This window comes from Actinacidiphila epipremni (genome assembly GCF_012034175.1).
Classification (GTDB): Bacteria; Actinomycetota; Actinomycetes; order Streptomycetales; family Streptomycetaceae; genus Actinacidiphila; species Actinacidiphila epipremni.
In genome coordinates this window covers 99089-114164 of sequence record NZ_JAATEJ010000011.1, presented here as the reverse complement: position 1 = coordinate 114164, position 15076 = coordinate 99089, and the positions used below count along the sequence as shown (strand labels likewise).

General features: G+C 73.5%; 14 protein-coding genes and 1 riboswitch. Of the genes, 8 read left to right on the top strand and 6 right to left on the bottom strand.

Annotation, left to right across the window (positions count from 1 at the left end; all coding sequences use genetic code 11):
• Positions 1-81: 81 nt before the first annotated feature.
• The gene (locus HCN08_RS15980; RefSeq protein WP_167983744.1) at positions 82-1431 is read left to right on the top strand and encodes a class II 3-deoxy-7-phosphoheptulonate synthase; all 1350 of its coding nucleotides are present in this window, start codon (positions 82-84) and stop codon (positions 1429-1431) included.
• 137 nt (positions 1432-1568) lie between these two features.
• Positions 1569-1796: a (2Fe-2S)-binding protein gene (locus HCN08_RS15975; RefSeq protein ID WP_167983838.1), complete on the top strand. Its 228-nt coding sequence runs from the start codon at positions 1569-1571 to the stop codon at positions 1794-1796.
• Here HCN08_RS15975 and bfr read toward each other — a convergent pair.
• Positions 1777-2256: a bacterioferritin gene (gene bfr, locus HCN08_RS15970; protein ID WP_167983743.1), complete on the bottom strand. Its 480-nt coding sequence runs from the start codon at positions 2254-2256 to the stop codon at positions 1777-1779. The genes HCN08_RS15975 and bfr overlap by 20 nt on opposite strands.
• A 254-nt stretch (positions 2257-2510) precedes the next feature.
• Here bfr and HCN08_RS15965 point away from each other — a divergent pair, with 254 nt between their 5' ends.
• Positions 2511-3125, top strand: coding sequence for a sulfite oxidase-like oxidoreductase (locus tag HCN08_RS15965; RefSeq protein WP_167983742.1), 615 nt, complete (start codon positions 2511-2513; stop codon positions 3123-3125).
• A 30-nt stretch (positions 3126-3155) separates the two neighbouring features.
• On the opposite strand, the gene pknB is transcribed toward HCN08_RS15965, so the two are convergent.
• The 4 genes from pknB to thiO form a co-directional block, all read right to left on the bottom strand.
• The gene (pknB, locus tag HCN08_RS15960) at positions 3156-5159 is read right to left on the bottom strand and encodes a Stk1 family PASTA domain-containing Ser/Thr kinase (RefSeq protein ID WP_167983741.1); all 2004 of its coding nucleotides are present in this window, start codon (positions 5157-5159) and stop codon (positions 3156-3158) included.
• A 230-nt stretch (positions 5160-5389) separates the two neighbouring features.
• Positions 5390-6199 carry a thiazole synthase gene (locus tag HCN08_RS15955; protein ID WP_167983740.1) on the bottom strand — a complete coding sequence of 270 codons (810 nt, stop codon included), beginning with the start codon at positions 6197-6199 and terminating at the stop codon, positions 5390-5392.
• 3 nt (positions 6200-6202) lie between these two features.
• Positions 6203-6409, bottom strand: a complete 207-nt coding sequence (gene thiS, locus HCN08_RS15950) for a sulfur carrier protein ThiS (protein WP_206318817.1) — start codon at positions 6407-6409, stop codon at positions 6203-6205.
• Positions 6406-7581: a glycine oxidase ThiO gene (gene thiO / locus HCN08_RS15945; protein WP_167983739.1), complete on the bottom strand. Its 1176-nt coding sequence runs from the start codon at positions 7579-7581 to the stop codon at positions 6406-6408. The genes thiS and thiO overlap by 4 nt, the downstream gene beginning before the upstream one ends.
• A riboswitch (TPP riboswitch) is annotated at positions 7576-7686 on the bottom strand. It overlaps the preceding gene by 6 nt.
• A 592-nt stretch (positions 7687-8278) precedes the next feature.
• On the opposite strand from thiO, the gene HCN08_RS15940 reads away from it, so the two are divergent.
• From HCN08_RS15940 to HCN08_RS15920, 5 genes are all read left to right on the top strand, one after another.
• Positions 8279-9493, top strand: a complete 1215-nt coding sequence (locus HCN08_RS15940) for an NAD(P)/FAD-dependent oxidoreductase (protein WP_322974473.1) — start codon at positions 8279-8281, stop codon at positions 9491-9493.
• 124 nt (positions 9494-9617) lie between these two features.
• Positions 9618-9992: an Rv2175c family DNA-binding protein gene (locus HCN08_RS15935; protein WP_167983738.1), complete on the top strand. Its 375-nt coding sequence runs from the start codon at positions 9618-9620 to the stop codon at positions 9990-9992.
• A 45-nt stretch (positions 9993-10037) separates the two neighbouring features.
• Positions 10038-10694 (top strand): thiamine phosphate synthase, encoded by a 657-nt coding sequence (gene thiE, locus HCN08_RS15930; protein WP_167983737.1) that lies wholly within the window; start codon positions 10038-10040, stop codon positions 10692-10694.
• A 97-nt stretch (positions 10695-10791) separates the two neighbouring features.
• On the top strand, positions 10792-11709 hold the full coding sequence (gene metF / locus HCN08_RS15925; RefSeq protein WP_167983736.1) for a methylenetetrahydrofolate reductase [NAD(P)H]: 918 nt from the start codon (positions 10792-10794) through the stop codon (positions 11707-11709).
• 36 nt (positions 11710-11745) lie between these two features.
• On the top strand, positions 11746-12741 hold the full coding sequence (locus HCN08_RS15920; protein WP_167983735.1) for a hypothetical protein: 996 nt from the start codon (positions 11746-11748) through the stop codon (positions 12739-12741).
• On the opposite strand, the gene HCN08_RS15915 is transcribed toward HCN08_RS15920, so the two are convergent.
• Positions 12735-15011: a terpene synthase family protein gene (locus tag HCN08_RS15915; RefSeq protein ID WP_167983734.1), complete on the bottom strand. Its 2277-nt coding sequence runs from the start codon at positions 15009-15011 to the stop codon at positions 12735-12737. The two genes, HCN08_RS15920 and HCN08_RS15915, sit on opposite strands and share 7 nt — an antisense overlap.
• Between the last annotated feature and the right edge of the window lie 65 nt (positions 15012-15076).

Below are 15076 nucleotides of genomic sequence, written 5' to 3'. Positions count from 1 at the left end.
TTCCGTGCTGCGTCGCGGACGGCATGTCTCACCCACTGAGCGGGCGGAAAACCGGTCGACCCGACCCCGTAATGTTGAGCCGTGACCGTGAACGCAGACACCCACGCCGGGAACAACACCTGGCACGCTCTTCCCGCGGCGCAGCAGCCCGAGTGGCCCGACCCCGAGGCTCTGCGCGATGTGATCGCCGAGCTCGCCTCGTATCCGCCGCTCGTCTTCGCCGGGGAGTGCGACCAGCTGCGCTCCCGGCTCGGCGCTGTCGCGAGGGGCGAGGCGTTCCTGCTCCAGGGCGGTGACTGCGCCGAGGCGTTCGACGCGGTCGGCGCCGACCAGATCCGCAACAAGCTCAAGACGCTGCTCCAGATGGGAGCGGTGCTCACCTACGCCGCCTCGGTGCCGGTGGTCAAGGTCGGGCGGATCGCCGGCCAGTACAGCAAGCCGCGCTCCAAGCCGACCGAGACCCGCGACGGGGTGACGCTGCCGGTCTACCGCGGCGACTCCGTCAACGGCTTCGAGTTCACCCCGCAGTCCCGCACGCCCGACCCGCAGCGGCTCAAGCGGATGTACCACGCCTCCGCCTCCACGCTGAACCTGGTGCGCGCCTTCACCACCGGCGGCTACGCCGACCTGCGCCAGGTGCACGCCTGGAACCAGGACTTCGTGAAGTCCTCGCCGTCCGGGCAGCGCTACGAGGCGCTCGCCCGCGAGATCGACAACGCGCTCAACTTCATGGCCGCGTGCGGCACCGACCCGGCCGAATTCCGCACGGTCGAGTTCTACGCCTCGCACGAGGCGCTGCTGCTGGACTACGAGACGGCGCTGACCCGTACCGACTCGCGCACCGGGCGGCTCTACGACGTCTCCGCCCACATGGTGTGGATCGGCGAGCGCACCCGGCAGCTGGACGGGGCGCACATCGAGTTCGCCTCGAAGATCAGCAACCCGCTCGGCGTCAAGCTCGGCCCCGGCACCACGCCGGAGGAGGCGCTGACGTACATCGACCGGCTCGACCCGGACCGCGAGCCCGGGCGGCTGACCTTCATCGTGCGGATGGGCGCGGACAAGGTCCGCGACAAGCTGCCGACGCTGGTGGAGAAGGTCTCCGCGTCCGGCGCGCAGGTCGCCTGGATCTGCGACCCGATGCACGGCAACACCTTCGAGGCCGCCTCCGGCCACAAGACCCGGCGCTTCGACGACGTGCTCGACGAGGTCAAGGGCTTCTTCGAGGTCCACCACGGCCTCGGCACCCACCCGGGCGGCATCCACGTCGAGCTCACCGGCGACGACGTCACCGAGTGCGTCGGCGGCGGCGACGAGATCTTCGTCGACGACCTGCACCAGCGCTACGAGACGGCGTGCGACCCGCGGCTCAACCGCAGCCAGTCGCTGGACCTGGCCTTCCTGGTCGCGGAGATGTACCGCGGGCAGTAGCTCTCGTCAGGGGAGAAGGGGCGCGGATCACACCGATCCCGCGCCCCTTGTCGTTCTCCGCCGCCCGGCCGGCAGGTAAGGTAAGGGTTACCTCAGCTCCTGTGAGCGCTCCGGCAAGACCTCGATCGGCGGTGACCGTGTACGTCTGCTCCTGCTTCGGCATCACCGAGGACCAGGTCGAGCAGCACGCCGCCGACGGCCGCTGCACCCCGCGGCAGATAGCCTCGGCCTGCAAGGCCGGCACGGACTGCGGCTCCTGCGTCAAGCGCATCCAGGCCCTGCTCGGCCGCGGCGACAGCTGCGTCACCCGCACCCGCCTGGCCCCCGCGGCCGACCCGGCGCCGGCTAGTCGTCGGGCTGCTTGATCTGCTGCGCGAGGTAGAGCTCCTCGCCCAGCTTCTCCACCAGGTCCAGCTGGGTGTCCAGGTAGTCGATGTGGTCCTCCTCGTCGGACAGGATCGACTCGAAGATGTTCTTCGACGTGAAGTCGCCTTTCGCGTGCATCACCTCGATACCGCGCCGCAGCCGGTCGATCGCCTCGACCTCCACCTGCTTGTCGGCCCGGAACATCTCGGTGACCGACTGCCCGACCCGTACGTGGAACAGCCGCTGGTAGTTCGGCAGGCCCTCCAGGAAAATGATCCGGTCGGTCAGGATCTCCGCGTGCCGCATCTCGTCGAACGACTCGGCACGGGTGTGCTTCGCGAGCTTGTACCAGCCGTAGTTCTCCTGCAGCTTCGCGTGCAGGAAGTACTGGTTGATCGCGGTCAGCTCCGCGGTCAGCTGTTCATTGAGGAACTCGATGACCTCGGGGTCGCCCTGCATGGCAACGCCGTCCTTCCCGTTCCGGACAAGTGGTTGCGCGCATCCTCGCATTGCGCGGTGATGTGATCCAGTAAGTGCACGCTTACGTTCTGTGCCCCGATTCTTCCGGTACGGCCGCACGGCAGGTCCGCCGCCCTCGCCACCGTCTCCGCCGCCGTCTCCGCCGCCGTCCCCGCCGGTGCCGCGGCCGGTGCCGCCGCGGGCGGCAGGCTGCCTGGTCACGAGCACCGCGCCGGGTCTGTCACCATGGAGGCATGGGTCGGTACGAGCGTCGCGCGGGGGAGCTGCCGCCGGGCCAGCGGCTCCAGCGCGGCTGGCCGGTCACCCACTACGGACCGGTCCCGCGCTTCAAGCCCGACCGGTGGGAGTTCCGGGTCTTCGGCGCCACCGCCGACGGCGGCACGACGTCCTGGAACCACCCCGAGTTCTCCGCGCTGCCTTATGACACGGTCGTCGCCGACTTCCACTGCGTCACGAAATTCTCGATGCTCGGCGTCGAATGGGGCGGGGTGTCCGCCGCGACCGTGGTGAAGCTCGCGCCGCCCGCCGACGACGTCACCCATGTGATGGTCTGGGCCGAATACGGATTCAGCTCCAACGTGCGGATCGAGGACTTCCTCGACGACCAGTCGATATTCGCCACCCACAAGGGCGGCGAACCCCTCACCGCCGAACACGGCTTCCCCGCCCGGCTGGTCATCCCCCGGCTCTACGCCTGGAAAGGCCCCAAATGGGTCCGCGGCGTGGAATACATGACCGCCGACCGCCGCGGATTCTGGGAGGAGCGCGGCTACCACAACCTCGGCGACCCCTGGCGCGAGCAGCGCTACTCCTACCAGGAGGAGCCGGGCGACGGCCCGGAGCTGTAGCGCGGTAGCCGCAGCCGCGGCGCCCCGGCCTCAGCGCACCCAGAGCGTGACCGTCGCGCCCTTCGGGGCCTGGTCGCCGCCGTCCGGGGACTGGCTGAAAACGGTGTCGCCGAAGAACAGGCTGATGACCCGCACCTCGAAACCGGCCGCCTTGAGCGTCTGCTCCGCCTCCGACCGCTTCTTGCCCGTGACGTCCGGCACCGCGAAGGTCTGCTGCCCCTTCGACACCGTGATCGTCACCGTGTCGCCCTTGGCGGCCTGCGTGCCCCGGTCCGGCGACTCCAGCGCCACGGTGTCCTTGTCGGCCTCGTCGGAGTAGACCTGCTCCGGGGCCACCACCACCGTGAGGCCCGCGTCCTGCAACTGCTGCTGCGCGTCGGCGACCGACTTCCCGATCACGTCCGGTACGTCCACCGGTGAGCCGCGCGAGACGGTGATCGTCACCGGGGTGCCCGGGGCCATCTCCCGCCCGGCCGGCGGGTCCGTCACGATCACCGCGCCCTGCGGCACGGAGTCGTTGAACGACCGCGCCACCGTGCCCGGCACCAGCCCCGCCGCCTTGAGCTGCGCCTGCGCCTGCGCGAGCGCGGCACCCGACACGTCCGGCACCTTCACCTGCCGGGGCCCCTTGGACACCGTCAGCGTCACCGTGCCGTTGCTGCGGATCCGCTTGCCCGGCTCCGGGTCGGTGGCGATGACGCTGCCGCGCGGCACGGTGAGCGAGAAGTCCTGCCGCACCGCGGCGTCCAGGCCCGCCGCGTCCAGCTTGTGCTCCGCCTCGGCCTGCGGCAGCGACAGCACGCCGGGGACGTGGGTGAACTGCCCGTCGTTGATGTACCAGACGCCGGCGGCGACCCCGAGGACCACCAGCAGCGCCACCAGCACCGCGAGCGGCCCGCGCCGGCCGCGCGGCAGCCGGAACCCGCCGCGGGGCCGGCCGGCGGCCGGCGGTGCGGCCGAGGCATGCGCGGCGGGGACCGCACCGGCGGGCGGCCGGTCCTGCGGCGGGGGCGGCGGCAGCAGCCGCGTCGTGTGGTGCAGCTCGTCCTCGGCGGCGCCGACGCCGACACCGGCGTCGGCAGCGGCCGGCCCGGCGCCCGGCAGCCGCGGCACGACGCTCGTCGGGTCCTCCGGGCCCACCCCGACCGCCTGCGCCGGCGCGCCCGCCGGCCGGTGGTCCAGCTCCTGCGCGGACAGCTGCGCGCGCACCGCCCGCACCTCGGCCAGCAGCGCCACCGCGTCGGCGGGCCGGCCCGCCGGATCCCGCGAGGTCGCCCGCGCCACCAGCGCGTCCAGCCGCGGGGCGAGCCCCGGCACGGCCGCGGACGGCGGCGGCACGTCCTCGTTGAGCCGCCGCATGATGACCTGCATCGCGGTGTCGCCGCTGTACGGCTTCGCGCCGGTCAGCATCTCGTACAGCATCACGCCGCACGCGTACACGTCCGTACGCTCGTCGACCGTGCCGCCGCCGATCTGCTCCGGCGCGAGGTACGACACCGTGCCCAGCAGCGCGCCGGACGCGCTCGTCTGCGAGTCCACGCCCCTGACCAGGCCAAAGTCGGCGACCTTGACCCGGCCCGCGTCGCCGATCAGCACATTCTCCGGCTTGGCGTCCCGGTGCACCAGGCCCGCGCGATGAGCCGCGCCCAGCGCCGCGAGCACCGGCTCCAGGATGTCCAGCGCCGCCCGCGGCGGCAGCGCCCCGCGCTCACGCAGCACGTCCCGCAGCGTGCAGCCGGCCACGTACTCCATCGCGAGGTAGACGTACGTGCCGTCCGTGCCCTGGTCGAAGACCCCCACCACGTTGGGGTGCGACAGCCGCGCCACGGCCTTCGCCTCGCGGATGAACCGCTCCACGAAGCCGGTGTCCGCGGCCAGCCCCGGGTGCATGACCTTCAGCGCGAGCACGCGGTCGAGGCGGGTGTCCACGGCCCGGTAGACCGTGGCCATCCCGCCGACGGCGATCCGGGCCTCGACCCGGTACCGCCCGTCCAGCGTCTGCCCGACCAGCGGATCCTGCACGGTGGTGTCCACGATGGCCGATTCTACGAGCCGGGTCCGACGCCGTACCCGTTCGCCGCGGCACTGTGGCCAGGCCGTGGCGAACGCCACCAAACCGTAACCATTGGGGGGTGGGGTGACCTGGGCAAAGCTCCGGCTCAGAAGGCCGGCCTCTCCGGGCTGGATCCTTTTCGTGCGGCCCTCGCGGGCGCTTCGCTTGCTTCGGGCCGCTGTGCCGGACTCCGTCCGGCGGGTATGTCGGCTCAGAACGCGGGCCGTTCGGGGTCCAGGGTTGCCAGACCTTCCTCAGGGGAGGAGGCGAGGGCGTGGTGGCGGCGGGGGATGCGGCCGGCGCGGTGGGCGAGGCGGCCGGCGGTGACGGCGTGGCGCATGGATTCGGCCATGAGGGCGGGGCGCTGGGCGCGGGTGACGGCGGAGGCCAGCATCACGGCGGCGCAGCCCAGTTCCATCGCGAGCGCCACGTCGGAGGCGGTGCCGGCGCCCGCGTCGAGGATGACCGGGACGGTCGCGCGCTCGGTGATCAGCTGGAAGTTGTGCGGGTTGCGGATGCCCAGGCCCGAGCCGATGGGCGAGCCCAGCGGCATGACCGCGGCGCAGCCGACGTCCTCCAACTTGCGGGCGAGCACCGGGTCGTCGTTGGTGTAGGGCAGCACGACGAAGCCGTCGTCCACCAACGTCTCGGCCGCGTCCAGCAGTTCGACCGGGTCCGGCAGCAACGTCCGCTCGTCCGCGATGACTTCCAGCTTCACCCAGTCCGTGCCCAGCGCCTCCCGCGCGAGCCGAGCGGTCAACACCGCCTCGCCCGCGGTGAAGCAGCCCGCGGTGTTGGGCAGCACCCGGATTCCGAGCCGGGCCAGCACCGACAGCACGGAGCCCTGCGTCGTCGGGTCGAGCCGGCGCATCGCCACGGTCGTCAGCTCCGTGCCAGAGGCCGACAGCGCCTGTTCCAGCACCTCCAGGTTCGGCGCCCCACCCGTCCCCATGATCAGCCGCGACCCGAACGTGACCCCGCCGATCGTCAACGCATCGGCGTCCACAGCGGTTTGCGCCATGCGTCAGCCCCCCTGCACCGCGGTCAGCACTTCCACACGGTCGCCGTCCGAGAGCGGCGTCGCCGCCCAGCGGGTGCGTGGCACCACCGTTTCGTTGAGGGCGGCGGCGACGCCCGAGGGGGCGGTGGTGAAGGTCGCGACGAGGGCGGCGAGGGCGACCGGGGCGTCCAGGGTGCGGGGTGTGCCGTTGACGTGGACGGTGATCGTCATACCGCCTGCTCCTGCCGCTCGCGGGTCCGGGAGGCGAACCGGGTCGCGCCGAACGGAGCCGCGTACGCGGGGAGTTCGCCGTCCGGGGAGGTCAGCGCCGCGGCCATCGCGTCGCCGGTGATCGGGGTGAGCAGCACGCCGTTGCGGTGGTGCCCGGTGGCCAGGAGCAGGCCGTCCAGCGCGGTGCGGCCGAGCAGCGGCGCGTTGTCGGGGGAGCAGGGGCGCAGGCCCGCCAGCGTCTCGGTGAGCGGCAGTTCGGTGATGCCGGGCACCAACTCGTGTGCGTCCCGCAGCAGTTCGTAGACGCCGCCGGCGGTCACCGTGGTGTCCCAGCCGAACTCCTCGCTCGTCGCGCCCAGTATCAGCTCGCCGGTGTCGCGCGGCACGAGGTAGACATGGCTGCCGCGGACCACCGCCCGTACCGTACGGGTCAGGAACGGCGCGTGCGAGGGCGGGATCCGCAGCCGCAGGATCTGGCCCTTCACCGGCCGCACCGGCGGCAGGACGTCGGCCGGCACGCCCGGGAGCCGGCCGCTCTCGCTGCCCGCGGCCACGACCGTGCGGTCGGCGGCGACCGTCGTGCCGTCCGCGAGCAGCGCGCCGGTCACCCGGTCGGCGGCGCACTCCAGGCGGGCGGCGCGCGAGCGCAGGAAGACCACGCCGGCCAGTTCCGCAGCCCGCAGCAGCGCCGCGGCCAGCCGCCGCGGGTCCACCTGGTGGTCGCCGTCCACCCGCAGCCCGCCGCGTACGCCCGGCGCGAGCATCGGCTCCAGGCGGCGGCAGTCGCGCCCGCTGAGCCACTGGGCGTCCAGGCCCAGCGAGGTCTGGAAGGCGTGCAGGTCGCGCAACTGGGCGCGGTCGTCGGCGTCCAGCGCGACCGCGAGGGTGCCGCACGGGCGGTACCCGGCGTCCATGCCCGCGGCGTCGCCCAACTCCGCGGCGAAGTCCGGGTAACGCGCGGCCGAGGCGAGATTGAGGTCGAGCAGGGCCTGCTCGCCGTACTGCAACTCCGTGACCGCCGCGAGCATTCCGGCCGCGACGTGCGCCGCGCCGCCGCCCGGCGCGGGGTCGGCCACCGCCACCCGCAGCCCGCGCTGCGCCGCACGCCACGCCGTGACCAGGCCGATGATGCCGCCGCCGACGACCAGGACGTCATGCGTCTGGGTACGCATGGACCACGCTCCTCCCTTCGCCGGTATGACCCGGATCAGGTTCTACGGTCGGCGGCCACCAGCCGCCCTCTCAGCCCGGTCCACCAGGCTCCCGCGAGTACGCCCTCACCTTACCGCCGCACCCGCCCCCACCCCGCCCTGCCCCCTCGCACCCGTCCCCCGGCGGTGTGCCGAGCGCGCAGTTCCCCGCGCCCCTTGCGCTCCGGGCTGCCCCTTGCGGTCGCCGCGCGACCATCCGCCGGTGCGTGGCTTGTCGCTCCGTTCTCCCCCAGAGCTTCGCCTGGGGGTACCCCCACGCGCCCCTGGGTGGGTGCCCCTTGCTGGGAGTTCTTCGTCTGCGGGCGCGATCGGGCCGAGCGCTCCGTTCTCCCCCAGAGCTTCGCCTGGGGGTACCCCCCAAGCGCCCCTGGAAAGTCCGGCCTCGCCGGCAAGAGCAGCTCTTTGCGGCGCGAGGGCAGGCAAACAGGGGCGCGGGGAACTGCGCGACAAGCCACCCACCGGCGGGTGGTCGCGGGACGGCCGCAAGGGGCACCCACCCAGGGGCGCGTGGGGGTACCCCCAGGCGAAGCTCTGGGGGAGAACGGAGCGACAAGCCACTCACCGGCGGGTGATCGCGCCGCGACCGCAAGGGGCAGCTCGGAGCGGCGGCGGCGGCGGGACGGCGCAGGGGTGACGACCGGGGCGTTACGGTGAGTACGTGAGCGAGCGCAGCGTCATCCTCGTTGTGGGAGCCGGCATGGCCGGCGTCCAGACCGCCGTGGCCCTCAGAGAGCAAGGCTCGCGGCACGCGATCGTGCTGCTCGGCGACGAACCGCACCCCCCGTACGACCGCCCCCCGCTGTCGAAAGCCGTATTGCTCGGGTCCGCCGGCAGCGCCCCCGTCGACGTCCGCTTCGACGTCGACTTCGACGCCCTCGGCGTCGACCTGCGGCTCGGCGTGCGCGCCCAGGCGCTGCGCACCGACGACCGCGAGGTCGTCACGGACGCCGGCGCCGTACGGTACGACCACCTCGTCGTGGCCACCGGCGCGTACCCGGTGGCGCTGCCCGGCACCACGGGGCTGCCCGGCGTGCACCTGCTGCGCACGCTGGACGACGCCGCCGCGCTGCGGCCCGTGCTGGACGCCAAGCAAAAGGTCGTCGTCGTGGGCGCCGGCTGGATCGGCGCGGAGTTCGCGACCGCCGCCCGGCAGGCGGGCTGCGAGGTCACCGTCGTGGAGTCCGCGGACCGCCCGCTCGCGAGCGCGCTGCCCGCCGCGGTCACCGCGCCCATGCGGGAGTGGTACGAGGAGGCCGGCGTCACGCTCCGTACCGGCATGGCCGTCGCGCAGCTGGAGCAGGGCGCGGTCGTGCTCGCCGACGGCAGCCGGATCCCGGCCGAGGCCGTGGTGGTCGGCATCGGGGCCCGCCCGGAGACCGGCTGGCTCGCCGGCTCGGGCGTGCGGCTCGCGCCGGACGGCTCGGTCCTGGCCGACGACCGGCTCCGTACGACCGCCCCGGGCGTCTTCGCGGTCGGCGACTGCGCGTCCTTCCCGTCCGCGCGCTACGGCGAGCGGCTGCTGGTGCACCACTGGGACAACGCCCTCCAGGGCCCGCGTACCGCCGCGGCGAACCTGCTGGGCGGCGACGAGCCGTACGACCCGGTGCCGTACTTCTGGTCCGAGCAGTTCGGGCGGTTCGTGCAGTACGCTGGGCACCACGCCGACGGGGACACGCTCGTGCTGCGCGGCGACCCGGCGGCGCCCGCGTGGTCGGCGTGCTGGCTGCGCGGTGACGGCCGGCTCGCGGCGGTGCTGGCGGTGGGGCGCCCGCGCGACCTCGCGCAGGCCCGCAAGCTGATCGCCCGCTCCGCCGCGCTGGACCCGGCGCGGGCCGCCGACCCCGCCGTCCCGCTCACCTCCGCGGTCCGCTGAGGCGGCCCGCCGCGCCCGGCGGCGGACCCGGCACCGCCCGCCGCGCCCGGGCACCGGGACACGGCCGACGCCCGGACGGCGTCGCCCCGCAGCACTTGTCCGTGCCAGGTGGCAGGCTTGTCCCGTGACTGTTTTCTCGTCAGTTGACGCACACATCGACGCACTCGTCCCCTCCTGGCTCACCCTGCCCGAGGTCGCCGAGCGCCTGGGCCTGGACATCACCCGCATCCGGCCGCTCATCAAGGAAGGCCAGCTGCTCGCGGTCCGGCGCGGGGAGAACCGGGTCCTCATGGTGCCGGAGGCGTTCATCGGCGACGGGAAGATCATCAAGGGCCTGTCCGGCACCCTCACCGTCCTCAAGGACGACGGGTTCACGGACGAGGAGGCCCTGGAGTGGCTCTTCACCGCCGACGACACCCTGCCCGGCACCCCCGCGCAGGCCCTGCGGGAGAATCGCGGGACCGAGGTGAAGCGCCGCGCCCAGGCGCTCGCCGTGTAGCCCGCGGCGCACCCCCGCCGCCTGCCCCCGGGGAGCCCCGACCGGATGACCAGCAGCAGTGCCGCGCGTGAGCGGCTGGCGGACGCCCGGCTGTATCTGTGCACCGACGCCAGGAGCGGGCGCGGCGACCTCGCCGCCTTCGCCGACGCCGCCCTGGCCGGCGGGGTGGACGTGATCCAGCTGCGGGACAAGGGCATCGAGGCCCGCGAGGAGCTGGCGGCCCTCGCGGTCCTCGCCGACGCCTGCCGGCGGCACGGCAGGCTGCTCGCGGTCAACGACCGGGCCGACGTGGCGTACGCGGCCGGCGCCGATGTGCTGCACCTGGGGCAGGGCGACCTGCCGGTGCCGGCGGCCCGCGCGCTGCTCGGCGACGAGGTGCTGATCGGCCGGTCCTGCCACGCCGAGCAGGAGGTCGCGGCGGCGGCCGAGCAGCCCGGCGCGGACTACTTCTGCACCGGCCCGGTGTGGCCGACGCCCACCAAGCCGGGCCGCCCGGCGCCCGGCCTGGACCTCGTGCGGTACGCCGCCGGCCTCGGCACGGACCGGCCGTGGTTCGCGATCGGCGGCATCGACCTCGGCAACGTCGGCGAGGTGCTGGCCGCCGGCGCCCGGCGGATCGTGGTGGTCAGGGCCGTCACCGAGGCCGCCGACCCGTACGCGGCGGCCCGCGCCCTCGCCGCCGCGGTCCGCGGAGCCGGGTGAGGGCCGGCTGTCCACGGACTGGACGGGAATCGGACGGAGCGGGACAGATCAGCCCGCCTCGTGACGCTCGGTCGCCGAATCCGGCTAGCCTGCATACATGGCCCTGGGAACCCCGTCCACACGCACGGACCGCGCGATCACCATCCGTGAGCTGCTCGCGTCCGGGCAGCGCTCGTACTCCTTCGAGTTCGCCGCGCCCAAGACGGACAAGGGCGAGCGGACGCTGTGGAACGCCATCCGCCGTATCGAGGCCGTCCGGCCCACCTTCGTGTCCGTCACGTACGGCGCCGGCGGCTCGTCGCGCGAGGGCACGATCCGGGCCACCGACCGGATCGTGTCGGACACCACCCTCACGCCGTGCGCGCACCTGACCGCCGTGAACCACTCGGTGGCCGAACTGCGCAACATCATCGGGCAGTTCGCCGACGCCGGGATCCGCAACATCCTGGCCGTGCGCGGCGACCCGCCCGGCGATCCGCTGGGCGAGTGGGTCCCGCACCCGCAGGGCGTGACGTACGCGGCGGACCTGGTGCGGCTCATCAAGGAGTCCGGCGACTTCTGCGTGGGCGTCGCCGCCTTCACCGAGATGCACCCGCGCTCGACCGACCCGGCCGCCGACACCCGGCACTTCCTCGACAAGTGCCGCGCCGGCGCCGACTTCGCCATCACCCAGATGTTCTTCGACGCGGACGCCTATCTGCGGCTGCGCGACCGGATGGACGCGGCCGGCTGCCGCACCCCGATCATCCCCGAGGTCATGCCGGTCACCAACGTCCGGCAGATCGAGCGCTTCTCGCAGCTCGGCAACGCCCCCTTCCCGCCGGAGCTGGCCGCCCGCATCCTCGCCGTACGGGACGACCCGGCCGCGGTGCGGGCGATCGGCATCGAGTACGCCACCGAGATGTGCCGCCGGCTGATGGCCGAGGACATCCCCGGGCTCCACTTCATTACGCTGAACCACTCCACGGCATCGCTGGAGATCTACGAGAATCTGGGACTGCACCAGCGGGCGTGAGCGCCGCTGCGGCTTCCAGGTGAAGGAAGTGGGCACATGGGTCACTCGGTGCTCTACATCGCGTTCGGCATCGTCGCGCTGTGGCTGCTCGGCGAGGTGCTGCTCCAGTACAAGGCCCGGCTGCGCTGGCGGGCGCTCGCCTTCGCCGGGTTCATGGGCGTCGTCGCCGGGGTCGCGATGCACCAGGTCGCGATCATCGTGCTGGGCGCGCTCGCCTTCGGTATCGGGCAGAGCTTTGTGACCCTGTCCTACAAGCGCGGTTTCGCCGCCGGCTGGGCCCTGCGCGGCGGCCCGCTCGCCGACCGGCTGCGGCGCGGTGAGCCGCCGCGCAGCGCGCCCGTGCTCCAGGTGAGCGCGATCGAGGAGGACGACCTCGCGGGCGCGCCGGCGATGGGCCCGGACGGCGGCCAGGACCGTATCGCCGACCCGGAGACCGCCCGCGCGCAGGACGTCTACCAGCCGATGCCGCTGCACGAGGACAGCGGCGAATACCCGCTCTACGACGGCGCCCCCGGCTACACCGCCGACCCGTACGCCACCCGCGGCCACGGCGGCTACGGCGCCCCCTACCAGGACCCGGCCGGCTGGAGCCCCGACCCGCAGCCGGCCCAGCCCGCCGCGGCCTCCCCGTACGGCGACAGCGGCGGCTACGGCTACGGCGGCGGCCAGGGCGACGGCTACGGCTGGACCCCGGACCCCGCCGCCGGGCACGACTACTCCGGGTACGCCCCGCAGCAGCCGGCCGGCTACGACTACGGCCAGGGCGGCTACCCGCAGCCCGCCGCCGGCTACGACCAGGGCGCCCCGCACACCACCGGCGACTGGACCCCGCAGCCGCCGGCCGCCGACCCGTACGGCTACGGCTACCCCCCGGCGGACGGGCAGCAGCCCTACGTCCCGCCGCAGCAGCCGTACGACCCCGGGGCCTACCCGCAGCAGCCGCCCGGCTACGACCCGCAGCAGCAGCCGTACGGGCAGCAGCCCGAGCAGCAGCCGCAGTACGCCGACCCGTACGACCCCTACCGCTACTGACGCCCCAGCAGCGCCGGCAGCCGGGCCGCCGCCGTGCCCAGGCCCGCGGGGACGCCCCAGGACGGGCCGGGCGGCGGGATGTGCGCCGCCGCAGCCGCGGGGAAGTGCCGCAGCAGCGCCTCCTCCTCGTAGCGGTGGCAGCCGCGGTGCCAGTTGAGGATGCCCGCCAGCCAGTCCCGCAGCTCCTGCACATAGCCGTCGAGCACCTGCCGCGCCGCCGCGTCGAGGCCGAACTCCTCGTACAGCGCCGGCAGTTGCGTCTCGGTGATGTACTGGAACTCGGCCATCCGCGCGGCCATCAGCCCGCCCACCACGTCCATGCCCTGCTCGGGGCCGCAGTCCAGGAAGTTCTGCACCACCAGCACCGCGTTGTGGATCTCACCCTCGAACTGGATCTCCTTCTGGTACGAGAACACGTCGTTGAGCAGGCAGGCGAAATCCATCGCCGCCGACTCCATGGCCTGCACCGGCCGGGAGCGGTACACCTCGGGCGGCAGGGCGCCGCCGTGGCCGATCCGCGACAGGCTCATCGTCAGGCCCGAGCCGAAGGTGTCCCGCCGCATCTCGATGTAGTCCACCGGGTCCGGGATGCGGTTCTGCCGCAGATTGGCCAGCTCCCACAGCCAGCTCTCGGTCATCTCCTCGATGGCGGTACGGAACGCCCGCCGCTCGGCGCGGCTCATCGGCCCCGCCGTGCGCCGCCACAGGTCGGCCAGGCCCCGCTCGAACGCGGTCAGCGGCGCCGGCACCGCCTCGCCGTCCAGCGGCATGAACAGCCCCAGCCGGTCGGTGGTGAGCCGGGCGGCGGCCAGGTCGCCGCCGCGGCCGAAGACCTGCGGGTAGTAGTCGTCGCCGTACGTGCCCCAGGCCAGCCACTGCGTGGTCAGGTCCAGGCCCTCCTCGGTGGCCTCGGGATGGATGCCGGCCGCGCACAGCGCCAGGTCGTACGCTTCCAGCTTCTCCGCGTCCCACACCCCGCCCGGCACCGGCACCCCCGGCTCCGGGCCCAGCAGGCCCATCCGCTCGCACCACTGGGCGCAGTGCTCGCGGGCCGCCTGCAGATGCGGGCTCAGCCGCAGCGCGAAGGGCATCGGGATCTGCGGCGGCGGCACCGCGCCCACCTGCCGGTAGGGCACATGGCGATACGCCCGCAGCCGCTGCGGCATCGTCGCGGCCAGCGAGCCCAGGACCCCGGCCGCCGAGGTGCCGAGCCCGGTCGGCCCGCCGAGGCCCCCGGCCCCCGTCCCGCTCCCGGTCACCGCGCCCGCGGCGCCGGCCTGCGCCCCGTTCATATAGCGGCTGGAGCGCATATGCCACTCATGGCCGCCGGACTGCCAGTCCTGCAACCCCTTGACATACGCCGCCACGTCCCGCCGCTCGGCCGGCCCCAGGCCGTACTGCCCGGCCAGCGGCTCGACCTCGGTGAGGGCGGTGTGCTCGAACTGCTGGAGCCGCGAGGTCAGCATCTGGTTGACCAGCTCGGCCGCCTCCTGCGGGCCGATGCCGAGGAAGCGCTCCAGCACCAGCACCGCGTTGGCCAGCTCGCCCTCCTGCTCGGTCTCCCGCTGGTACGAGAACAGGTCGTTGCGCAGATGCACCCCGTCGGCAAACGTGTCGCGCAGCACCCGCAGCGGGCGGCTCGCCGCGACCACCGCCGGCACCTCGGCCGCCGCAGCGTGCTCCACCAGATTCGCCGACCAGGGCGCCCCGCCCACCTTGCGGCGCATCTCGATGTACTCGATGGGGTTGGAGATCCGCCCGGCGCTGATGTTGTCCAGCTCCCACAGCGACTCCTCCAGCAGATACTGCGTGCTCTCCCGGAAGCGCCGCCGCCAGTCCTGCGACATCGCCGGGACCGTGCGCACCCACAGGTCGGCCAGCCCCGCCTCCACCTGGTTGTGCGGCTCGGGCATCGGCGCGCCGTCCTCCAGCGGCATGAAGTCCGGCAGCCGGTCCAGATACGCCTTCGCCCCCGCCATGTCGCGGCTGCGCTTGAAGATGTCGAGGAAGTGGTCGTCGAAGAAGAACACCCATACGTACCAGTCGGTGACCAGGTCCAGCTCCGGCCCCGAGGCGTCGGGATGGGTGTACGCGCACAGCAGGGCGTAGTCGTGCGCGTCGAGATCGGCCTCCTCCCAGATGCCGGAGCCTTCGAGCATGCCCATCTCGCGCGCCCACGCTTTGGTGTGCACGCGCGCCCGCTCCAGATGGGGATTGAGGCGGGCCGGATAGGGGACGTAGAACCGCGGGAGTTCGAAGGGCTGGGACATCTCGGCAAGGGCCTTCCGCTCGGCGACCAAAGGGCCTGCCGATCACGCTAAGTGATCGACCCGGC